Source organism: Nocardioides carbamazepini (assembly GCF_024614185.1).
Taxonomy (GTDB): Bacteria; Actinomycetota; Actinomycetes; order Propionibacteriales; family Nocardioidaceae; genus Nocardioides; species Nocardioides carbamazepini.
The window spans coordinates 134,503-155,065 of record NZ_JAHTLF010000023.1; the positions used below are offsets into that span (position 1 = coordinate 134,503).

The following is a 20,563-nucleotide window of genomic DNA, read 5'->3' on the forward strand; positions in this document are numbered from 1 at the left end:
CGATGAAGGGTCCCCGCTCCTGGGCGGCCGGCGCGCGCCGGGTGCTCACCGACCTCTCCCGGCGCCGGCAGGCGCTGGGCGGTCGGCTGCGCGACGACGTCGCCGAGCGCACCCGGCGGGTCCGGCACGCCGTGGCACCGGTGACCGGCGCGGTGACCGCGGCCGGCTGGGTGGTGGCGGTGATGGCGGTGGCGCTGCTGGTGGCCGGGCCGCTGCTGCGCTGGCGCGAGCTGCTCGTCGGCGGCATCTTCCTGGCCCTGGTGCTGCTGATCGCGATCGTCTTCGTGGTTGGGCGGCTCCCGCTGCTGGCGCGTCTGGACCTCGCCCGGGACCGGGTGATCGTGGGGGAGCGGGCCAACGGCTACCTCACCGTCGCCAACCCGAGCGCACGCAGGTCGCGGTCGCTGGTCGTCGAGTTCCCCGTCGGTGCGGGACGGGCCGCCTTCGAGCTCCCCGGCCTGGCACCGGGCGCCGAGCACGAGGAGCTGTTCGCCGTCCCGACCGCGCACCGGGCCGTCCTCGACGTCGGGCCGGTCACGGCCGTGCGGTCCGACCCGCTCGGTCTGCTGCGACGGGAGCGCCACCTCAGCGAGATGGACACGCTCTACGTGCACCCCAAGACCTTGCGCGTCGACGGCTCGGCCGCCGGCCTGATCCGTGACCTCGAGGGCCGCACGGTCCCCAAGGTCTCCGACAACGACGTCTCCTTCCACGCGCTGCGCGGGTACGTCGCCGGTGACGACCGGCGCCACATCCACTGGAAGTCGAGCGCGAAGACCGGCACGCTCATGGTCCGCCAGTTCGAGGAGACCCGGCGCTCCCACCTGCTCACGATGGTGAGCTCCCGGTTGGAGGACTACTCGAGCGACGACGAGTTCGAGCTGGCCATCTCGGTCGCGGGCTCCCTCGGCACCCAGGCGCTCGCCGACGGTCAGCAGCTCAGCGCCGTGACGTCACACGCGTCGCTGCCCGCGACCGGCGCCCAGCGGTTCCTCGACGGCCTGTCCGGCCTCACCTACGACTGGCAGGCGCGGCGGCTGGTCGACGTGACCCGTCATCTCAGCGTCGACGAGCTCGCCGCCAGCGTCATGGTGCTGTGCATCGGCTCAGGTGTGACGATCACCGACCTGCGCCGCGCGCGGCAGTACCTCCCGGTCGACACCCGGGTGATCGCGGTGCGCTGCCTGGTCGGCCACGAGCCCTCCGTGCGCTGGCTCGGAGACCTCGGTGTCGCCACGGTCGGCCGGCTCGAGGAGCTGGGCGTCGCCGTACGACGGGTGTCCGCATGACGTCGCCGCCCATGAGTCACCCCCAGCACCCACCGGCGAGCGGGCCGATCGCGCCCCCGGTCCGCTCGGCCAGCCAGAGCGGACCGGTGCTCATCGTCCCAGACCGGCGTCGGGGCCGCGGGGCCCTGCCGCCGTGGTGGCTGATCCTGGTCGACGCCGTGCTCGTGGTGGGCCTCGGGACGCTCTGCGCGTGGCCGCTGGGAGAGGCCTACACCGGGCAGCGCTGGCTGCTCGCGGTCACGGTCGGGCTCGGTCTCGGTGTGGTGATCGCCTTCCTGGGCGCCCGGTGGCGGTGGGGGCCCTGGCTGACCGCGCTCGCCGCCGCTGCGGCGTACCTCGGCGTCGGATCGGCCGTGGTGGTCCCCGACCGGGCCCGCAACGGCCTGCTCCCCACGGCCGACTCGCTGCACGACCTCGTGGTCGGCCTGGTCCACACCTGGCGGGAGTCGCTGACGCTGCCCGTACCGCTCGGCGAGAACGGCGTCGTGCTGATCGTCCCGTTCGCGACCGGGCTCGTCGGCGGCCTGCTCGCCGCCGTCCTGCTCTGGCGGTCGCGGTGGTCCGGGCTCGCCGGGCTGGTCCTCGGGCTGGTGCTCGTCCTGGCGTCGGCCTTCGGCGACATCACGGCCCAGGCGACGCTGACCCGCGGTCTCGTCGTCGCGGTGGTCGGGGTGGTGTGGCTGCGCTGGCGCTCGCTGCGTCACGTGCGCCAGCGCTGGGGGCGCCGCGTGCTCGCGACGCTCGTCGTGGTCGGTGTCGCCGGAGGCGCCGCGGCGGGGCTGGGCGCGACGGCCGATCCCGACGCCACCCGGGTGGTGCTGCGCGACCACGTGGACCCGCCGTTCGACCCGCACGACTACCCGAGCCCGCTGGCGAAGTTCCGTGCGTACAAGAAGGAGCCGCTGCGGACCGGCACGTCCCTGTTCACCGTCGACGGGCTCGAGAGCGGGTCGCTCGTCCGGCTCGCGGTCATGGACACCTACGACGGCATCGTGTGGAACGTGTCCGGCGGCCCGGGCTCGGTCCATGACTCGGGGACCTTCCGGCGGTTGCGCAACGACCCGGACGCCAACGCGAGGGCGACGGTCCACGGCTCCATCACCATCAACGACTACACCGGTGTCTGGGTGCCGAGCGTCGGCGACACGCTGTCGCTGACGCCGATCAAGGACGGCCGCCCCGACGGCGACGCCGCCGGGGAGCTCGTCATCAATCGGCAGACCGGCACCGTCGCCCAGATCGGCGGGGTCGAGCGTGGCACCACCTTCGAGGTCGAGGCCGTCGCTCCGCCGAGCCTGGCCGACGAGGAGACCTCGGTCCTCGACGCCGACGGCTCGGTCTCGCTGCCGCCGCCCGCGATCGTGCCGGAGGAGCTGGTCGACCGGGTCCAGCGGTGGCAGACGGAGGACGGCTTCGGTGGGGGCACCGGCGGCGAGCTCGCCCAGTTCCTGCGCGACTCCTTCCGCGAGCACGGCTTCTACTCCGACGGCATCGACGACGACGTACCCGCCGGTCACGGTGCCAGCCGGCTGGCGGTGCTCGCCAAGACGGCGACGCCGGTCGGCAACGCCGAGCAGTATGCCGCCGCGATGGCGCTGATCGGGCAGCGGATGGACCTGCCGATCCGCGTGGTCATGGGCTTCAAGGTGCCGCCCGGGGGAGGGGAGGTCCGCGGTGAGAACGTCACCGCCTGGACCGAGGTCAAGCTCGAGGGCGCCGGCTGGGTGCCCCTCGACCCGACCCCGCCGGAGGACAAGAAGCTCCGCCGCCCCAACGACGACCCCAACGAGGACCCGCAGCCGCAGGTGCTCCAGCCGCCGCGGGTCCCGGGCGAGCCCAAGGAGGCGAGTGACAACCTTCAGCAGGGCGACGGCCAGCGCAAGGAGCTCGACGTCCTCGCCGTGCTCGGCACGATCCTCGGCATCGTCGTCGACGGACTGTTGGTCGCGCTGCTGCTCTCGCCGCTGTGGGGCGTGCTCCTCTACAAGTTCCTGCGCCGACGCCGCCGCCGGAAGGCCGGCGACCCGGCCACGCGCCTCAGCGGTGCGTGGCGTGAGCTCGCCGACCGGATGCGCGACCTCGGCGTCCGGCCCACCCCGGGCGCGACCCGCCGCGAGAGCGCCTACGCCGCCACCGAGCGGTACGACGCCGTCGGCGTCGTCACCCTGGCGCACACCGCCGATCGCCACGTGTACGGCGAGGGGGAGCCCACCACGGAGGAGGCCCGTGCCTACTGGGCCGATGTCGACACCGCGCTGCGCCGGATGCGCCGGGCGACCCCCTGGTGGCGCCGGCTGCTGGCCCGGTTCTCGCTGGCCTCGGTGCCATGGCGATCAGGCCTCGGCCGGGTCCGCTCGGCCCTGGGACGCCGCGCCCGCCGCGCGGGCCGGTGGCTGCTCGGCCTCGGACCGGTCGTGCGGGTCCGGACCCTCCTGCGCCGCGTGCTGGCCTTCAGGCGACGCTGACCCGGCGCAGTCTGAGTCTCGAACAACGCTGACCCGGCGCAGTTTGAGTCTCGAACAACGCCGACCCGGCGCAGTTTGAACTCTTCAAACCGCGCCGGGCCGGCGTGTTGCCGAGTTCAATCTGCGACGGGTCGCGGGGTCTAGGACTGGTGCACGTAGTTGTCGAGCTGGTCGCGCTCGAACTGCAGCTGGTCGATCTTGTGCTTGACCAGGTCGCCGATGCTGACGATCCCGACCACCTGGTCGTCCGCCACGGTCGGGATGTGCCGGAACCGGCGCTCGGTCATCAGCTGGAGGACGTCGTCGAGGTCGTCGTCGGGGGAGCAGGTGCTCACCTCGGTGGTCATGATCGCCGAGACGACGTTGTTGATCACCGTGCCGTCGCTGTGGAGGTGGCGTACGACGTCGCGCTCGGACACGATGCCCTCCAGCGAGGTGCCGTCCGTGCTCACCACCACGGCACCGATGTTGTACTCCGAGAGCGTGGCGAGCAGCTCGCGCACACCTGCCTCGGGACTGATGGTGACCACGTCGCGAAGCGACTTCGAACCGAGCACGTCAGCGATGCGCATGTGACGCAGGCTACTCAACTGTGTGGCCGGTGTCAGCGTCCTTCGTCGTCGCTCTCGTCGGCTGGACGGTGCCGGTGGGACCGGAGGTCCGAGACGCTGCCGCGTCCGGTGCGTGGCCAGTCGGGGTCGTCGCCGCTGTCCGGGACGCTGCCGAGGTACGACAGCGCGGCCTCGTGGAGGTGGCCGTTGCTGGCCAGGGCGTTGCCTCCCCACGGGCCGTCGTGCCCCTCGAGCGAGGTGAACCGGCCGCCCGCCTCGCGCACGATGATGTCGAGGGCGGCCATGTCGTAGACCTCGAGCTCGGGCTCGGCCGCGATGTCGACGGCCCCCTCCGCGAGGAGCATGTAGGACCAGAAGTCACCGTACGCCCGCGTCCGCCAGACCCGGCGCATCAGCGCGAGCAGGTCTTCGCCGAGCCCCCGGTCCTCCCAGCCGCTGATCGAGGAGTACGAGAGCGACGCGTCCTCGAGGCGTCGTACGTCGGACACGTGGCACTCGGTCGCCTTCATGAGCGACTTCCCGGTCCAGGCGCCGTGGCCGGTCGAGGCCCACCAGCGACGCTGCAGCGCGGGCGCGGACACCACGCCGAGCACCACCTCGTCGTCGACGGCGAGCGAGATGAGGGTGGCCCAGACGGGGACGCCGCGCACGTAGTTCTTGGTGCCGTCGATGGGGTCGACGATCCAGCGGCGCTGGGAGTGCCCGGAGGTGCCCTGCTCCTCGCCGGTGACGGCGTCGCGGCTGCGCGCCTTGGAGAGGGTACGGCGGATCGACTCCTCGACGGCCTGGTCGGCGTCGGTCACCGGGGTCAGGTCCGGCTTGCTCATGACGTGGAGGTCGAGCGCGCGGAACCGGGCCTGGGTGAGCGAGTCCGCGTCGTCGGCGAGCAGGTGCGCCAGACGCAGATCGTCGGTGTAGTCGGGGGCAGCCACAGGGGCACCCTAGCCGTCCGGTGCTGCCCGACCCGCGTGGGTCTGGCCCCGATGACCATCGCTCGTGCAGGATTCAACCATGGAGATCAACGGCGTCCCGCTGCATCCGCTCGTCGTCCACGCCGCCGTGGTCTTCACCCCGTTGGCCGGTCTGGTCGCCGTCGCCTACGGCGTGCCCGCGTGGCGCGACCGGCTGCGCTGGCCGCTCGTCGTGCTGGCCGCGGTGTCGGTCGCCAGCGTCTGGGTGGCCTTCCTGTCGGGGGAGGATCTCCGGGAGGAGCGGTTCGCCACGGCCACGGGGACCTTCGCCGAGCGGTTGGAGGACCACGAGACGTGGGCCGAGCGGCTCCGCATCGGTGCCAGTGTGTTCGCCGTCCTGGCCTTCGCGACCGCGTGGTTCCACACCCGGTCCGGGCCGGTCCGCGCCGGGCTCACCGGGCTCACGGTGCTCGGTGGCGTCGCGACCCTCGTCCTCGCCTTCCTGACCGGCGACGCCGGCGCCCAGGCGACCTGGCGCATCGACGGCTGATCTCCAGGCTCGGTTGAGTCGTCGCTTCTGACCCCTTGAGTCGTCACCTCTGACCCGTCGAGTCGTCAGTTCCGATCGGACGAAAGTGACGACTCAAGGAGTCAGAACCGCCGACTCAACAGGTCAGAAGTGACGACTCAACGTCAGTAGTCCGTCACCGAGCGGGCGGCCAGCAGCCGCCGGAAGGAGGCGACCCGCTCCGGGTCAGCCTCACCGGCGGCGAGGGCGGCGTCCAGCCCGCACTCCGGCTCCTCGTCCCCGTGGGTGCATCCGCGGGGGCACTCCTCGGTCATCTCGTCGAGGTCGGGGAAGGCCTCGATGAGGTGCTCGGGCTGCACGTGCGCGAGCCCGAACGAGCGGATGCCGGGAGTGTCGATGATCCAGCCGTCACCGTCCGCGAGGGGCAGCATGAGCGCGGACGTCGATGTGTGCCGGCCCTGGCCGGTCACCGCGTTCACGTGACCGGTCTCGCGGCGCGCGTCGGGGACCAGCGCGTTGACGAGGGTCGACTTCCCGACGCCACTGTGCCCGATCAGCACGCTGGTCTGCCCGCGCAGCCGCTCGTGCAGCGCTTCCAGTCCGATGATCCTGCGGTCCGGACCGCGACGGGTGACCTCCCACAGCACCCCGAGCGACCGGTACGTCGACAGCAGGGTCTCGGGGTCCTCCAGGTCGGCCTTGGTGAGGCAGAGCAGCGGCGACATCCCGCCGTCGTACGCCGCCACCAGGGCGCGGTCGATCCACCGGGGCCGTGGCTCGGGGTCGGCGAGGGCGGTGACGACGACGAGCTGGGTGACGTTGGCGACGATGACGCGCTCGACCGGGTCGTCGTCGTCGGCGGTACGCCGCAGCGTGCTGCTGCGCTCGAGGACCTCCACGATCCGCGCGAGCGAGCCGTCGGCGCCCGACACGTCGCCGACCACGCGCACGCGGTCGCCCACGACCACGCCCTTGCGGCCCAGCGGCCGTGCCTTCATGGCCATCACGGTGCGCCCGTCGACGAGCAGCGTGAACCGGCCGCGGTCGACGGTGACGACGAGGCCCTCGACGGCGTCGTCGTGGGCGGGGCGCTCCTTGGTGCGGGGGCGGGTACGCCGGCGCGGACGGTCGTAGTGCTCGACGTCGTGCTCGTCGTACCGGGGCATCAGGACCTCAGAGGAGCCCGGACCAGAATCCGGCGAAGTCGGGGAAGGTCTTGCTGGTGGTGGCGACGTTCTCCACCAGGACGCCCGGGACCGCGGCGCCGATGATCACGGCCGCGTGGGCCATCCGGTGGTCGGCGTAGGTGTGGAAGACGCCGCCGGTGAGTGCGGCCGGACGCAGCGTCAGCCCGTCGGGGTGCTCGACGACGTCGGCGCCGAGCCCGCCGAGCTCCTTGGCCAGCGCGGCCAGCCGGTCGGTCTCGTGCCCGCGGATGTGCGCGATGCCGGTCAGCCGGGAGGGGGTCCGGGCGAGAGCACAGAGGGCCGCGACCGCGGGCGCGAGCTCGCCGACGTCGTGCAGGTCGGCGTCGAGGCCGTGGAGCCCGCGCCATCCGTCCGCGGGCCCGCTCACCCGGAGCCCCGCAGGAACCCGCTCGACCCGGCAGCCCATCCGGGGGAGCAGGTCGCGCAGCGCGTCGCCGGCCTGGGTCGTGGCCTCCGGCCAGTCCCGGACGGTGACCGAGCCGCCGGAGATCGCGGCCAGGGCGAGGAAGGGCGCGGCGTTGGAGAGGTCGGGCTCGATCGCCTCGTCGTACGCCGCGATCGGGCCAGCCGCGACGACCCACCGGTCCGCGACGCTGTCGTCGACAGCAACCCCGCGGTCGCGCAGCATCGCGATGGTCATCTCGACGTGGGGGAGCGAGGGGATGGCTGCCCCGCTGTGGCGCACGTCGACACCCGCCTCGAACCGCGGCCCCGCCAGCAGCAGCGCCGACACGAACTGCGACGACGCCGACGCGTCGATCACCACGGACCCTCCAGGGACCGCGCCGGTGCCGCGCACCGTGAACGGCAGCGCCCCGTCGCTGTCGTCGATCGTCATCCCGAGCCCGCGCAAGGCGGCCAGGATCTCGCCCACGGGCCGCTTGCGCATGTGCTCGTCGCCGTCGAACGCCACCTCGCCGCGCACCAGCCCGGCGGCCGGCGGCACGAACCTCATCACGGTCCCGGCCAGCCCGCAGTCCACAGACGCCCGGTCCTCCGGCACCGACCCGTCGAGCGGTCGCACCGCCCAGTCCTCGCCGTCGGTGTCCACCGACGCCCCGAGCGCGGTCAGCGCCTGTGCCATCAGCAGGGTGTCGCGCGAGCGCAGTGCCCGTCGTACGACGGAGGGGCCGTCGGCCAGCGCGGCCAGCACGAGCGCCCGGTTGGTCAGCGACTTGCTGCCCGGCAGGGTCACCGTCGCGTCGAGCGGCCCGGTCGTGGTGGGCGCGGGCCAGAGGTCGGCGTGCGGGGCGGGAGTGGTCATCTCCCGCGTGAGTCTAGTAGCCCGTCGCGGCTGAACCGTGGGCTGGGAGCCGCCCGGGCACGCACCTCGCCGCGTCGGCGAGGCTCGACGGACAACCCGCTATGCCAGCGCTCCGCCGCCTCGCGATGCACGCACCTGGGCGCCGCTCCCCACCATGCTTCAGCCGCGACACGCTACTGGTGGATCCGGGCCCGCACCTTCGCGCCCGCCAAAGCCGCCTCGCGGCGGGCGTCGTGGGTGGCGTGCCGCGCGCGCCAGGCGACGCCCGGCTTCCCTGCGGTGTCGAGCGACGCGATGAGCAGGCCGCCGGCCAGCGCGGTGTTCTTCACGAAGTGGGTGAGCTGCTCGCGGCGCTGCTCCTTGTCGGTCGCCTCCCAGAACCGGTACCGCGCCGCCGTCGACGGCACGAGGGTGCCGCCGAGGAGCGCGGCCGAGAGCCGCGGGAAGTGCCCGGTGGCCAGCGCGAGCCCGGCCACGACCTGGACGGCGCCGCTGGCGCGCACCCACAGCACGGGGTCGCGCGACACGGCGACGCGGTCCGGCGTCGCGTTGTCGAGGACGGGCGCCATCGCCTCGGTCACAGGCGCTGCCTGGGCGGCGAGGGCGGGCGCGTCCTTGAGGTCCTGCACACCGTTGGCGAGGAAGTACGACGCCAGCAGCGGCCGGGCGATCAGTCTGCTCAGTGCCATGGTCGGCCGGTACCCGGCTCCGCACCGGCCAGACCGATGGCCGGACCGATAGATTGAGCGACATGTGCGGGCGCTACGCCTCCAGCCGGAGCCCGGAGGACCTTGCCGAGGAGTTCGAGGTGCTCGACCCGCGCCTCGAACGCGCCATCGCGCCGTCCTGGAACGTCGCTCCCACCGACGAGGTCTACGCCGTCATGGAGCGGGTCCCCCGAGGCCGCGACGACGAGCCGGCCGGGGAGCCGGTCCGCCAGCTCCGAGCCCTGCGCTGGGGCCTGGTGCCGTCGTGGGCGAAGGACGCGAGCGTCGGCAGCCGGATGATCAACGCGCGGATGGAGACGGTCGCCGAGAAGCCGTCCTTCCGCCGGGCGTTCGCGGCCCGGCGCTGCATCCTGCCCGCCGACGGCTACTTCGAGTGGTACGAGACCCGGCAGCGGACCGCGAACGGCAAGCTGAGGAAGCAGCCCTTCTTCATCACCACTGGCGACGGGTCCAGCCTGGCCATGGCCGGCCTCTACGAGATCTGGCGCGACCCGTCGAAGCCCGAGGACGCCGCCGACAGGTTCCGCTGGACCTGCACCGTGCTGACCACCGAGGCCACCGACGACCTCGGCCGGATCCACGACCGGATGCCGCTGCTCGTCGAGTCGGAGCGACGCCACGAGTGGCTCGACCCGGGCACGCCCGCCGGTGACCTGCCCGGCCTGCTGCGGCTGCTGCGGCCCGCGCAGCAGACCGGTCTGACGGCGTACCCGGTCTCGACGGCGGTGGGCAATGTCGCCAACAACGGGCCCGAGCTGGTCGAGCCGATCCCGCTCGACGACACCGGGCCCGACGACGAGCCCGACGAGCCCGACGGACAGGGGACCCTGCTGTGAGCACCGGCCGCGACGAGCGCCTCGTCGAGACGGAGTACGGCGAGGGCCGGCTCGTCGTGCGGAGGGCCCGCAAGCCGATCGCGACCCTGCTCGTCAGCCACGGCGCCGGGGGCGGCATCGACGCCCGCGACCTCGAGGCCCTCGCCGCGCAGCTGCCGGGGCAGGGGATCACCGTGGCCCGGTTCGAGCAGCCCTGGCGCCGGGCCGGTCGCAAGGTCGCCAGCCCGCCGGCCACCCTCGACGTCGGCCTGCGCGCCGCCGCCGCTGCCTTGCGCAGGCGCACGCCCCTGGTCGTCGGCGGCCGGTCCGCCGGTGCCCGCTCGGCCTGCCGGACCGCCGAGGAGCTCGGCGCCGCCGGCTGCCTCGCGCTGTCCTTCCCGCTGCACCCGCCGGGCAGGCCGGAGCGCTCCCGCCTCGACGAGCTGGCCGGCGCCGGGGTTCCCACGCTGGTCGTGCAGGGGGAGCGGGACCCGTTCGGCCGGCCCGAGGAGTTCCCCGACCCGCTCCCGGGGCGCACCGACCTGGCCGTCGTCCCGGGGGCCGACCACGGCCTCGCGGTGCCCAAGCGGGGCCCGCTCACCGAGGACGAGGCGATGGGCATCGTCGTGGAGTCGGCCCTGGAGTGGATCGTGCGCGAGGTCGTGGGGAATGCCGCTCGCCCTTGAGGCGTTCTGGCTTCCATGATCGCGACGCTGGAGCGCTCCCGGACCGGGAGCACCGTAGTCTGGGACGCGATGACCGAGACTTCCGATCTTTCGTCCCTCGACGCCGACCTCTCCCCCGAGGAGCTGGTCGACGTCGCGTCGGAGACCCCCGAGGACCGGGCCGCGCGGTTCGAGCGCGACGCCCTGCCCTTCCTCGACCAGCTCTACGGCGCCGCGATGCGGATGACCCGCAACCCGGCCGACGCCGAGGACCTCGTCCAGGAGACCTTCGCCAAGGCGTTCTCCGCGTTCCACCAGTTCCGGCCCGGCACCAACCTCAAGGCCTGGCTGTACCGGATCCTGACCAACACCTTCATCAACTCCTACCGCAAGAAGCAGCGGCAGCCGCAGCAGGCGCTCGCCGGTGACACGGGAGACGTCGAGGACTGGCAGCTGGCCCGGGCCGAGTCGCACACGTCCAGCGGCCTGAAGTCCGCAGAGATGCAGGCGCTCGAGCACCTCCCCGACAGCCAGGTGAAGGACGCTCTGCAGCGCCTCCCCGAGGAGTTCCGCCTCGCGGTCTACCTCGCCGACGTCGAGGGCTTCGCCTACAAGGAGATCGCCGAGATCATGGACACGCCGATCGGGACCGTGATGTCCCGCCTCCACCGCGGCCGGCGCCAGTTGCGCGACATGCTCTCCGACTACGTCCGCACCGGCGGCGACGCGCCGCTCGAGGGAGGCAAGTGATGTCCGACCACACGGGCCACGAGCACATCCACGTCTCGGACGACCCCAGCAACGCGGAGTGTGCCGACTTCCTCGAGCGCATCGTCCGGCTGATCGACAACGAGCTCGAGGCCGGCGACTGTGCCGTGGTCCGGGCCCACATCGACTCGTGCAGCCCCTGTCTGGAGCGCTACGACCTCCAGCGCACGGTCAAGGCCGTCGTCGCCCGCTCCTGCGGCGAGACCGCCCCGGCCGACCTGCGTGAGCGGGTCCGGATCCAGATCCAGCAGATCCAGGTCCGCATCACCGAGCGCTGACGGCTGGACCACGGATCCGGGCCTGGCCGCAGAAGCGACGAACCCCCGGACCTCGTGGTCAGGGGGTTCGTTGGACGCGCTGTGCTGGCCCGACGGGCTCAGCTGTTGGGGCGCTTGCCGTGGTTCGCGCCCTTCTTGCGGCGCGCGCGGCGCTTGCGGCCGGTCTTGCCCATGGTTCCTCCTGAAGTCGTGAATCGAGCCATTCTCTCAGCCTCGGCACTCAGCCGGAAATCCGGGCCAGGAAGCGCTCCGCGTCGACCACGACGCGGGTGACCTCGCCCGACCCGACCAGCTTGCCGGGCCGGCCCCCGGGACCGACCTCGCGCGCGGACACGGCGAAGCGCCGCAGCCGGCCGTCGGCGTACACCTGGCGGGCGGTGACCTCGACCGTCCCGCCGACCGCGGTCGCGGCGAGGTGCTCCAGGTCGACGCGGGTGCCGACGCTCGTCTCGCCCGCGCCGAGGGACGCCTCCACGGCGGCGCACGTGGCCGCCTCGCACCAGGCGAGCAGGCGGGGTGTGCCGAGGACGGGCAGGCTGCCGGAGCCGACGGCGAGCGCGGTGTCGGCGTCGGCGACCGTGAAGCGGAGGGCCGTCTCGGACACGTCAGATCCCGAAGGTGCTGCGCGGGTAGGCGGCGTCCACGTCGGTGATCACGTTGACGAGGTAGGGCGCGTTCGCGGCGAACGCCCGGTCGAGGGCCGGGCCGATCTGCCGCGGGTCGGTGACCGTCTCGCCGGCACCGCCGAGCGCCGACACGACCTGGTCGTACGCCGTGCGCGGGGCCAGGTCGGCCGCGACGTCGTACCCGTAGAGCATCTGCATCGGGCCCTTCTCCAGCCCCCAGGCGGAGTTGTTGCCCATCACCATCACGACAGGGAGACCGTGGCGCACGAGCGTGTCGACGTCCATCAGCGAGAAGCCGGCGGCGCCGTCGCCGAGCAGCAGCACGACCTGGGACGACGGCCGGGCGATCCGGGCGGCCACAGCGGCGCCGAGGCCGGCACCGAGGCAGCCGTAGGGGCCGGGGTCGAGCCAGCAGCCGGGCCGCTTCGGCTCCACGAACTTGCCGGCGAAGGAGACGAAGTCGCCGCCGTCGCCGATCACCACGGCGTCGTCGGCCAGCCGGGGGACCAGCTCGCCGTAGATCCGGGCCGGGTGGACCGGGTCCGCCTCCGCGCCCAGCAGCTCGGCGTCCTTCGCGTTCGCGGCGGCGACGGTGTCCCGCAGCAGGGTGAGCCAGGCCGAGCGGTCGGGCTGCTGGGCGCGGGCCAGCGCCGCCAGCAGGCCGTCGAGGACGCTCGTCAGGTCGCCGCTGACCGATGCCGTCAACGTGGCGTGGCCCGACAGCTGGCCGGGGGAGTCGGCGATGTGCACGACGGCGGCAGGCTCGGTGCCCTCCTTGCCTCCGAAGACGCCGTACCCCAGCCGGAAGTCGAGTGGCGTGCCGACCACGACGACGAGGTCGGCGCCGTTGATGGCCGTGCCGCGTGCCTTGGTCACGAGCAGTGGATGGCCGCCGGGGACCACACCACGGCCCATGCCGTTGGTGATCGCGGGCAGCCGCATCTCCTCGACCAGGCGCAGCGCGGCCTCCTCGGCGCGGTCGGCCCACACATCGGTGCCGAGGATCAGCACCGGTCGCTGCGCCGCCGCGATCAGCGCGGCGATCCGCACGACGGCGTCGGAGTCCGGCTCGGCGCCGCGGTAGCTTCCGATCACGGGGACGGCACCGGTCCCGGCGTTGAAGAACTCGTCCATGGGTACGTCGACGTAGGTCGGGCCGCGGTGCGAGGAGCGGGCCTCGGCGAACGCCGTGTCGAAGCCGGCTGCCACGTCGTCGGCGGTCATCAGGGTCGCGGCGTGCTTGGTCACCGGGCCGACGATCGGCAGGTGGTCGATCTCCTGCAGCGCGCCCGTGCCCCAGCGGTTGTTGGGCGCCCGGCCCCCGACGACCACCATCGGCGACCCGGCGAAGCGGGCCTGGGCCATCGCGCTGACCCCGTTGGTGACGCCCGGCCCGGCGGTCAGTACCGCAAGGCCCGGCACCCGGGTCAGCTTGCCCGTCGCCTCGGCCGCGAAGGCCGCGGTCTGCTCGTGGCGGACGTCGACCAGGCGGACCGGCGGCCTGCCGTCCTGGTCGGCCCCCTGCTGTTGGCTCCGCACCGCGCCGTCGTACATCGGGAACACGTGGGCCCCCGAGAGCGTGAACATCGTCTCCACGCCGTGGGCCCGGGCGACGGCGACGGCGATCTCGCCCGCGTGGCCGGTGAGCTGGCTGTTGTCGGGGGTGCTGTCCGGGTTGGTGTCCGGGTTGGTGGTCACTCCGGCACCCTAGCCAGCCGGGCTGCCCCGGTCAGCAAGGTGAGCCCGATCAGCCGACGTCGTCGAGGAAGTACGGGTGCACCCGCCGCAACGACGCCACCAGCGCCAGCAGCAGGTCGGGTCGGACCGAGGGGTGGCGCGGCGAGATCGACAGCTGGAGGTAGAGCGCGCGCAGCACCGCCTGGGCGTTGCCCGTCCCGCGGTAGGGGTCGCGGCCGCCGCTGGCCTTGGCCCGGGCGCCCCGCTCGAGACGGACCACCCACGGCTCCAGGACGTTCAGCGGCACCCGGTCGCGGCGCAGCACCTCCATCACGGCGTGCGCGATCCGGTCCGGCTCGCCGTGGACCAGCGGGGGCGTGTCGGGGTTGAGGACGCGGTCGGCGATCACGTCGAGGAGCACGGTCAGCTCGGTCATTCCGAAATGGCGGGAGGCGGCCAGCGCCGCGAGCGCGTCGGCTCCGTTGGCCGCGGCGTGTGCCCAGCCCTTGCCGGGCACGAATCCGCGCAGGTCGCGCTCGCGGACGTACCAGGCCGCGATCCGGTCGCCCCAGCGCAGCACCTTGCTCGGGGGGAGCCGGCGGATCCGGGTGTCGCGCTGGATGCACTCGGCCAGCAGCAGCACCGAGAAGCTCCGCCGGAAGACCGAGTCGGTGTCGCGCTCGCCGACGCAGCTGTCGAGGCCGGCGCACATGCCGTCGCCGAGTCCGGCCAGGAGGTCGTCGTAGGCGCCGTGCTCGATCCAGGTGGCGAGGAAGGAGTAGGCCATCCCGTCGCGGACCTGGGGGTCCGGGTCGCCCAGCATCTGGGTCAGCTGGGCGGTGAGATCGCCGATCGGGTGGTCGGCAGGGGGTTGCCGCTCACCGTCGCGGAGGGCCTGCTGGAGGCGCGCCCAGTCCACCGACACCATCAACCCACACCCTCCGGAGCAGCCGAGCCTTCTTCCCCCAGACCCCTATCCTGCCAAACGACCTGAAGCGACCTTAATCGGGACGCTCGGGCGACGGCCGGAGGCGGCTCGGGCGATAGGTTGGGCGCCGTGCCCTCCCTGTCCGCGATCGCCCGGCGTCACACCGACCTCGACGACGCGGACATCGCCTGGCTGCAGCTCATCCAGGCCGACTGGCAGGTCATCGCCGACCTCTCCTTCGCCGATCTGGTGCTCTGGCTGCCCGCCAGCGACGGCACGGGCTTCTGGGCGGGGGACCAGATGCGGCCCACGACCGGCCCGACGGCGTACGTCGACGACATCGTCGGCAGCTTCGCCCCGGCCGGTCGCAAGGTGCTGGTCGACGCCGCCTTCGAGCTCGGCCGGATCGCGCGCGAGGGGGACCCCGAGTGGCGCGACGACGTCCCGGTGCGGGTGGAGGCGATCCCTGTCCGGCGGGACGGGACGGTGATCGCGGTCATCAGCCGCAACACGAACCTGCTCGGTGTGCGCACGCCCAGCCTGCTGGAGATCAACTACCTGCAGGCCGCGACCGACCTGTCCCAGATGATCGCCGCGGGGCTGTTCCCGACCACCGCGCAGCGCAGCGACCACGCGGACTCGCCGCGGGTCGGCGACGGCTTCCTGAGGGTCGACGCCGAGGGCCGGGTGATCTACGCCAGCCCCAACGCGCTGTCGACGTACCGGAAGCTGGGTCTCACCGGCGACCTCACCGGCCACCGGCTCACGGACCTGACCAGGGAGCTGATGCCGTCGCGGCTGCGCCCCGACGAGGAGACGCTCAGCGCGGTCCTCGGGGGACGCGCGCATCGCGATGTGGAGCTGGGCGCCTCCGGCGGGCCGGGGGAGGGCACCGCGCTGATCGTCCGGGCCATCCCGCTGCGGCCGAAGGGCGAGCACATCGGCGCGATCATCCTGCTGCGCGACGTCACCGACCTGCGCCGCCGCGACCGCGAGCTGGTCACCAAGGACGCCACCATCCGCGAGATCCACCACCGCGTGAAGAACAACCTGCAGACGGTCGCGGCCCTGCTGCGTCTCCAGGCCCGCCGGATCGACTCGCCGGAGGCCACCGCCGCGCTCGAGGAGGCGGTGCGGCGGGTCGGATCGATCGCGATCGTCCACGAGACGCTCAGCCACGCGGTCGAGGAGACGGTGGAGTTCGACGACATCGCGGACCGGCTGGCCCGGCTGGTCACCGACGTCGGAGCGACGACCGCCCAGGTCGGGGTCCGCCGGGAGGGCAGCTTCGGCGTCCTCGTCTCCGAGGTCGCGACGCCGCTCGCGATGGTCGTCATGGAGCTGATGCAGAACGCCGCGGAGCACGGGTACGACGCCGGCGGGTCCGGTCAGATCGTGCTGCGGGCCGTGCGGCACGGAGCGGTGCTCGAGGTCGCCGTCGAGGACGACGGCCGCGGGCTCCCGGCGGACTTCGACCTCGACGCCGCGACCAGCCTCGGGCTGTCGATCGTGCGCACGCTCGTCGAGTCCGAGCTCGGTGGCCACCTCAGCCTGGGCCAGGCGCCAGACGGCGGCACGCGCGCCGGGATCAGCATCCCGGTCGAGTGAGGCTCAGCGTGGCGGGGCGAAGCGACGATGTGCTCGCGCCACCACGCGGACACACTCGCGCCGTCAAACGGGCGTGCGGACGCGGGCCCGGGCGTTGCGGCGCTTGAGGGCGCGGCGCTCGTCCTCGCTCAGACCGCCCCAGACACCATGATCCTGTCCCGCCTCGAGCGCCCACGCGAGGCATTGCTCGCGCACGTCGCAGCGTCGGCACACGGCCTTGGCCTCCTCGATCTGGAGGATGGCCGGGCCGGTGTTGCCGATCGGGAAGAACAGCTCCGGATCCTCGTCGAGGCATGCGGAACGGTGTCGCCAATCCATGGGTGGAGATACCCTCTTCTTTCGCTACCGGAGGTGCCAGCGTAGGGGCACGCGTGAGACCGCAAAAGTGAACGGCTTCACGATCGCTTCGGCAAGGTTTCCAAGGATTGCTCCACGAATCAAGCAATTCGCGTGGTCTCTTGGGTCACAACCGGATGCTGGACACCGTCGAGGGCCGGCCACGACCTAGGCTGCGGCCGTGACCGAAGGCCCGACCGACGACTCGACCGCCCCCTCCTCCGGTGCCGACGGCACCCCTCCGCCGCTGACCGTCGCCGCCTCGCTGGCCGGCGTGCAGGGTCTGGTGCTGCTCATCCTGGCGGTGCTGGAGCTGGCCAGCGTCTCCGCGAGCCGCCCGGGTGTCGGCCTGTCGGCGGCGGCCTTCTTCGCGGCGTACGGAGCGGTCCTGACGGGTGCCGCCGTGGCCCTGTGGCGCCGGCACGGCTGGGCGCGGGGGCCGGTGCTGATCACGCAGCTGATCGTGCTCGGCCTCGCCTGGAACCTGCGGGACCAGGTCCTGGCCGCGGCCGGATTGGCCGTCGTCGGCGTCGTGGTGATCGCCGCCGTGATCCACCCGGACACGATCGCGGCCCTCGACGGCCGGGCGGAGGACGACGACTCCGAGGCCTGAGTCGCCAGCTAGCTCTCCGCCTCCAGCGAGTCACGCAGTTGCGCGAGGGTCCGGCTGAGCAGCCGGGAGACATGCATCTGGGAGACGCCGATCTCCTCGGCGATCTGCGACTGGGTCATGTTCTTGAAGAACCGCAGCAGGAGGATCTTCTTCTCCCTCGGCGGCAGGTTCTCGAGCAGCGGCTTGACCGACTCGCGGATCTCGACGTGCTCGAGGCCGGCGTCGTCGACGCCCATCGCGTCGAGCATGCTCTGGCCGCTGCCGCCGTCGGAGTCGTCGTCGGTGGCGTCGAGGGACAGGGTGGAGTAGGCGTTGCTCGACTCCATGCCCTCGATGATCTCCTCGACGGTGCAGCCGATCGCCTCGGCGAGCTCGCGGGGAGTGGGGGAGCGACCCAGCGACTGGGTCAGCTCGGCGGTGCTCGCGCTGATCTGCATGCGCAGCTCCTGCAGCCGCCGTGGCACCCGGATCGCCCAGCCCTTGTCGCGGAAGTAGCGCTTGATCTCGCCGATGATGGTCGGCGTCGCGTACGTCGAGAACTCGACCCCACGCTCGGTGTCGAACCGGTCGACGGACTTGATCAGGCCGATGGTGCCGACCTGGACCAGATCCTCGTAGGGCTCGCCGCGGTTGCGGAACCGGCGGGCACAGTGCTCGACGAGGGGCAGGTGCAGGTGGACGAGGGACTCGCGGGCGACGTCGCGCTCGGCCTGCGCGGCGTGCTCGTCGCGGAACACCACGAAGAGCTCCGCACTGCGGCGGCGGGTCAGCTCGATGTTCGTCGGCGGCGCGCTCTGGGCGCCGCCCCGAGGCGGCTCGGAGGTCATGACGCCAGCGACGACCGAACGAGCAGGCGGACGGTGTAGCGCCCGGCGACGGCGTCGATCGCGGCCTCGTCGGCCAGGGTCGCGAGGACCTGCCAGCCGAAGCTCTCGTAGTCCGGCGCGGTCGGCGCCTGGGCGTCGGCGGCGATGGTGAGGGACAGCTGGTCGCCGCCGATCCGGAAGGTGCAGTCGAGCACCGCGCCCGGGTCGGCCTCGTCGAGGACCATCGCCGCGGCCTCGGAGACCGCGATCCGGAGGTCCTCGATGTCGTCCATGGTGAAGTCGAGGCGAGCGGCGAGCCCGGCGGTCAGGGTCCGCAGGACCGAGGCGTAGGCCCCGTCGGCGGGGAGCCGCAGCTCGACCTCGTCCGGGCGGCCGGCGGCCGTCGTACCTCCGACAGCTGGGCTGCTCGTCTCGGACATGCCGCATCCTCCGATGGCGTGGGAACAGGTGGGACGAGCCTACGACAACGGCCGTGCCCCGAGGGGCACGGCCGTTGGATGTGACGGATCGGGTTGCGACCGTCAGTTGCGCAGGTCGCCGAGACCGAGCAGGTCGAGCAGCCCGAGCGAGTCGAGCAGGTCGAGCACGCCCTCGAGGCCGAGCGACTTGAGCAGGAAGCCCAGGCCCAGGCTGTCGAGCAGGTCCCCGACGTAGTCGAGCAGGTTGTCGTTGTCCGGCGGCCTGATCGGCAGCGGGGCGGCGTTGCCGGCCTGGCAGGCGGCGTACAGCGCGGTGGTGCCGCTGACGGCCTTGGCGGCGCCGGCGCGCAGCACCTTGGTGTGGCGGAGGTTCCGCTTGACCTTGTTGAGCTTCTTCTCCAGCTTGGCGACCCGCTTCGTCGCGTGCGCCTTCTTGGCCTTCTTGATCTTCTTCTTCAGCTTGATGACCTTGGCCTTGAGCTTCTGGACCTTGATCTGGGCTGCCGAGCGGGTCTGGGTCGCGACGTCGAGGGCCTTGGCCTGGACGGTGCAGTTCACCGCCGCCCGCTCGGTGGTGGCGGCGGCCACGGGGGTGGCCGAGGCCACCGGAGCAGCGGTCAGCGTGAGGCCGAGCGCGACCGCGAGGCCGAGAATGAACTTGATCGGAGCATGGTGCATGCCGGTTTTTCTCCCTCAGGATGTACCGGCCGTCGCTTTCCCCCCATGGGGACGACCGGTGATGGCACCGGGCGCATGGGATGCCCGGCTCGAAGGTCACCCTAAGGCATTTGGTGCGGTCTCAACGGCCAAGGGCCCCGGGACGTTCATCCCGGGGCCCTCGAGCGCGTGGTCGGCCTGCGTCGTCGCGGTCAGCAGACGAGCGGCAGCGGGAGGATGGCGCACAGCGGGTTGCCGCCACCGGACGGCAGACCCGGCAGGCCCGGGAGGCTCGGCAGGCCGGGCAGGCTCGGCAGGCCACCGGCCAGGGCGCCCAGGAGGGTGTCCAGGAGCCCCCAGACCGGGTCCAGGGTGGCGACCACGTCACCGAGGCCCAGGTTGGTGAGGGTCGACTTGAGGACGTCGACCAGGCCGGCGGGGTTGGTGAAGCCCGCCTTGAGCGCGTCGCAGAGGCCCTTGGCCTGCACGGGGAACTGCGCGCAGATCTGGTCGAAGGTGGTCATCAGCGGGTCGACCACGCCGACGATGGCCGTGCACAGCGGCTGCAGCTGCGGGACGGCGTCGCACAGCGCCTGGATCGGCAGCTGCGGGGAGGACGGGGCGGGCGGCGGCGTGACGCCGGGGTTCTTGCAGGCGTAGTAGGCGCCGTAGGCGGCGTTGTACTGGCTGACGTAGGCGTTGCGGACCGCGATGCCGGAGCTCTTCGCCTTCTTCGCCTTCTTGGCCTTCTTCTTGAGCTTCTTGACCTTCTTGGCCGGCGCGTCGTGCTTCTTGGCCTTCTTGAGCTTCTTCTTGAGCTTCTTGACCTTGGCGTCCGCGGCGCCGGCGTAGGCGTTGGCCGCCTGGTAGTTGTTGTAGGCCTTGGTCAGGTTCTGGCCCTCGGTCGTGCAGGCGGGCGCTTCGGCCCGCTGCGCGGGTGCCTGGGCCGGCGCCTGCGGGGCGGCCGAGGCGACCGGTGCCGCCGTGAGCGTGAGGCCGAGCGCGACGGCCATGCCGACGAGGATCTTGCTTAGGGCGCGATACATCGCGGGATGTCTCCCTCCGGTTGGATCGGGCCGTCGTCGCCGGTTCCCTCCCGGACGACGTCCCGATGTGGTCCGGACCCGCTGGCCCGGTTCTCCAGGAGGCTAGGTCAGTTCACCCCGGTGAGGGACCCGCAAAGACGAACCGCACGCCCGAAATGGACGTGCGGTTCGTGATGCTCGGGCCCCATGGCCCGAACGGACTAGTCCGTTCGGGTCAGGCCTTCTTGGTGGCCCAGAAGATCTCGGCGATCTCGTCGATCTTGGCGAGGAGCTCGTCGGCCTTGGCCGGGTCGAGGGTGCCCTTGGTGCCGCTGGCGCCGGCGAGCTTGGTGGC

General features: G+C 72.6%; 24 protein-coding genes. 9 read left to right on the forward strand and 15 right to left on the reverse strand.

Features of this window, described 5'->3' with window-relative positions; genetic code table 11:
- The first annotated feature begins 2 nt into the window (after nt 1-2).
- Together KVF89_RS24920 and KVF89_RS24925 are read left to right on the forward strand one after the other, a co-directional pair.
- Complete coding sequence (locus tag KVF89_RS24920; RefSeq protein ID WP_257429570.1) at nt 3-1,289, forward strand: DUF58 domain-containing protein; 1,287 nt, start codon at nt 3-5, stop codon at nt 1,287-1,289.
- Nucleotides 1,286-3,754 (forward strand): transglutaminase-like domain-containing protein, encoded by a 2,469-nt coding sequence (locus tag KVF89_RS24925; RefSeq protein WP_257429572.1) that lies wholly within the window; start codon nt 1,286-1,288, stop codon nt 3,752-3,754. Before KVF89_RS24920 ends, KVF89_RS24925 begins: the two co-directional genes overlap by 4 nt.
- Nucleotides 3,755-3,894: 140 nt before the next feature.
- On the opposite strand, the gene KVF89_RS24930 is transcribed toward KVF89_RS24925, so the two are convergent.
- Both KVF89_RS24930 and KVF89_RS24935 read right to left on the reverse strand, forming a co-directional pair.
- Nucleotides 3,895-4,326: a CBS domain-containing protein gene (locus tag KVF89_RS24930; RefSeq protein WP_257429574.1), complete on the reverse strand. Its 432-nt coding sequence runs from the start codon at nt 4,324-4,326 to the stop codon at nt 3,895-3,897.
- A 32-nt stretch (nt 4,327-4,358) separates the two neighbouring features.
- Nucleotides 4,359-5,258, reverse strand: a complete 900-nt coding sequence (locus KVF89_RS24935; protein ID WP_257429575.1) for an inositol monophosphatase family protein — start codon at nt 5,256-5,258, stop codon at nt 4,359-4,361.
- A 79-nt stretch (nt 5,259-5,337) separates the two neighbouring features.
- On the opposite strand from KVF89_RS24935, the gene KVF89_RS24940 reads away from it, so the two are divergent.
- Complete coding sequence (locus KVF89_RS24940) at nt 5,338-5,787, forward strand: DUF2231 domain-containing protein (RefSeq protein ID WP_257429577.1); 450 nt, start codon at nt 5,338-5,340, stop codon at nt 5,785-5,787.
- 143 nt (nt 5,788-5,930) lie between these two features.
- Here KVF89_RS24940 and rsgA read toward each other — a convergent pair whose 3' ends face one another.
- From rsgA to KVF89_RS24955, 3 genes are all read right to left on the reverse strand, one after another.
- Nucleotides 5,931-6,932 carry a ribosome small subunit-dependent GTPase A gene (rsgA, locus tag KVF89_RS24945; RefSeq protein WP_257429578.1) on the reverse strand — a complete coding sequence of 334 codons (1,002 nt, stop codon included), beginning with the start codon at nt 6,930-6,932 and terminating at the stop codon, nt 5,931-5,933.
- Nucleotides 6,933-6,939: 7 nt separating this feature from the next.
- Nucleotides 6,940-8,238 carry a 3-phosphoshikimate 1-carboxyvinyltransferase gene (gene aroA / locus KVF89_RS24950; protein ID WP_257429579.1) on the reverse strand — a complete coding sequence of 433 codons (1,299 nt, stop codon included), beginning with the start codon at nt 8,236-8,238 and terminating at the stop codon, nt 6,940-6,942.
- 173 nt (nt 8,239-8,411) lie between these two features.
- A complete protein-coding gene (locus KVF89_RS24955; RefSeq protein ID WP_257429580.1) occupies nt 8,412-8,927 on the reverse strand; it encodes a DoxX family protein in 516 nt (171 codons plus the stop codon).
- Nucleotides 8,928-8,989: 62 nt separating this feature from the next.
- Here KVF89_RS24955 and KVF89_RS24960 point away from each other — a divergent pair, with 62 nt between their 5' ends.
- The 4 genes from KVF89_RS24960 to rsrA are packed head-to-tail and all read left to right on the forward strand — an operon-like array spanning nt 8,990 to nt 11,492.
- The gene (locus tag KVF89_RS24960) at nt 8,990-9,802 is read left to right on the forward strand and encodes an SOS response-associated peptidase (RefSeq protein WP_257429582.1); all 813 of its coding nucleotides are present in this window, start codon (nt 8,990-8,992) and stop codon (nt 9,800-9,802) included.
- Nucleotides 9,799-10,467, forward strand: a complete 669-nt coding sequence (locus tag KVF89_RS24965; RefSeq protein ID WP_257429584.1) for an alpha/beta hydrolase family protein — start codon at nt 9,799-9,801, stop codon at nt 10,465-10,467. The genes KVF89_RS24960 and KVF89_RS24965 overlap by 4 nt, the downstream gene beginning before the upstream one ends.
- Before the next feature lie 15 nt (nt 10,468-10,482).
- The gene (locus tag KVF89_RS24970) at nt 10,483-11,196 is read left to right on the forward strand and encodes a sigma-70 family RNA polymerase sigma factor (protein ID WP_257429586.1); all 714 of its coding nucleotides are present in this window, start codon (nt 10,483-10,485) and stop codon (nt 11,194-11,196) included.
- Nucleotides 11,196-11,492 (forward strand): mycothiol system anti-sigma-R factor, encoded by a 297-nt coding sequence (gene rsrA / locus KVF89_RS24975; RefSeq protein ID WP_257429591.1) that lies wholly within the window; start codon nt 11,196-11,198, stop codon nt 11,490-11,492. The genes KVF89_RS24970 and rsrA overlap by 1 nt, the downstream gene beginning before the upstream one ends.
- Before the next feature lie 98 nt (nt 11,493-11,590).
- Here the strand turns inward: rsrA and KVF89_RS30655 are convergent, their stop codons facing one another.
- From KVF89_RS30655 to KVF89_RS24990, 4 genes are read right to left on the reverse strand one after another with little or no spacing between them, the layout of a single operon-like run.
- Nucleotides 11,591-11,665 (reverse strand): 50S ribosomal protein bL37, encoded by a 75-nt coding sequence (locus KVF89_RS30655; RefSeq protein WP_370249596.1) that lies wholly within the window; start codon nt 11,663-11,665, stop codon nt 11,591-11,593.
- A gap of 47 nt (nt 11,666-11,712) precedes the next feature.
- Complete coding sequence (locus KVF89_RS24980; protein WP_257429593.1) at nt 11,713-12,096, reverse strand: thioesterase family protein; 384 nt, start codon at nt 12,094-12,096, stop codon at nt 11,713-11,715.
- A gap of 1 nt (nt 12,097) precedes the next feature.
- Complete coding sequence (locus tag KVF89_RS24985) at nt 12,098-13,816, reverse strand: acetolactate synthase (RefSeq protein ID WP_257429595.1); 1,719 nt, start codon at nt 13,814-13,816, stop codon at nt 12,098-12,100.
- A 49-nt stretch (nt 13,817-13,865) separates the two neighbouring features.
- Nucleotides 13,866-14,723, reverse strand: coding sequence for a DUF2785 domain-containing protein (locus KVF89_RS24990; RefSeq protein ID WP_257429596.1), 858 nt, complete (start codon nt 14,721-14,723; stop codon nt 13,866-13,868).
- A gap of 129 nt (nt 14,724-14,852) precedes the next feature.
- Here KVF89_RS24990 and KVF89_RS24995 point away from each other — a divergent pair, with 129 nt between their 5' ends.
- Nucleotides 14,853-16,331 carry a sensor histidine kinase gene (locus KVF89_RS24995; RefSeq protein ID WP_257429597.1) on the forward strand — a complete coding sequence of 493 codons (1,479 nt, stop codon included), beginning with the start codon at nt 14,853-14,855 and terminating at the stop codon, nt 16,329-16,331.
- A 63-nt stretch (nt 16,332-16,394) separates the two neighbouring features.
- Here the strand turns inward: KVF89_RS24995 and KVF89_RS25000 are convergent, their stop codons facing one another.
- Nucleotides 16,395-16,649, reverse strand: coding sequence for a WhiB family transcriptional regulator (locus KVF89_RS25000; protein WP_038678054.1), 255 nt, complete (start codon nt 16,647-16,649; stop codon nt 16,395-16,397).
- A gap of 199 nt (nt 16,650-16,848) precedes the next feature.
- Between KVF89_RS25000 and KVF89_RS25005 the strand changes: the two genes are divergently transcribed.
- Nucleotides 16,849-17,280: a hypothetical protein gene (locus KVF89_RS25005; RefSeq protein WP_257429599.1), complete on the forward strand. Its 432-nt coding sequence runs from the start codon at nt 16,849-16,851 to the stop codon at nt 17,278-17,280.
- A gap of 8 nt (nt 17,281-17,288) precedes the next feature.
- Here KVF89_RS25005 and KVF89_RS25010 read toward each other — a convergent pair whose 3' ends face one another.
- The 5 genes from KVF89_RS25010 to KVF89_RS25030 form a co-directional block, all read right to left on the reverse strand.
- On the reverse strand, nt 17,289-18,107 hold the full coding sequence (locus KVF89_RS25010; protein ID WP_257429600.1) for an RNA polymerase sigma factor SigF: 819 nt from the start codon (nt 18,105-18,107) through the stop codon (nt 17,289-17,291).
- Nucleotides 18,104-18,526, reverse strand: a complete 423-nt coding sequence (locus tag KVF89_RS25015) for an ATP-binding protein (RefSeq protein ID WP_257429603.1) — start codon at nt 18,524-18,526, stop codon at nt 18,104-18,106. The genes KVF89_RS25010 and KVF89_RS25015 overlap by 4 nt, the downstream gene beginning before the upstream one ends.
- Before the next feature lie 102 nt (nt 18,527-18,628).
- Complete coding sequence (locus KVF89_RS25020) at nt 18,629-19,204, reverse strand: hypothetical protein (RefSeq protein ID WP_257429606.1); 576 nt, start codon at nt 19,202-19,204, stop codon at nt 18,629-18,631.
- 191 nt (nt 19,205-19,395) lie between these two features.
- On the reverse strand, nt 19,396-20,229 hold the full coding sequence (locus KVF89_RS25025) for a hypothetical protein (protein WP_257429608.1): 834 nt from the start codon (nt 20,227-20,229) through the stop codon (nt 19,396-19,398).
- Nucleotides 20,230-20,443: 214 nt separating this feature from the next.
- A partial coding sequence (locus tag KVF89_RS25030; RefSeq protein WP_306810062.1) for a superoxide dismutase [Ni] occupies nt 20,444-20,563 on the reverse strand: 120 nt, incomplete at its 5' end.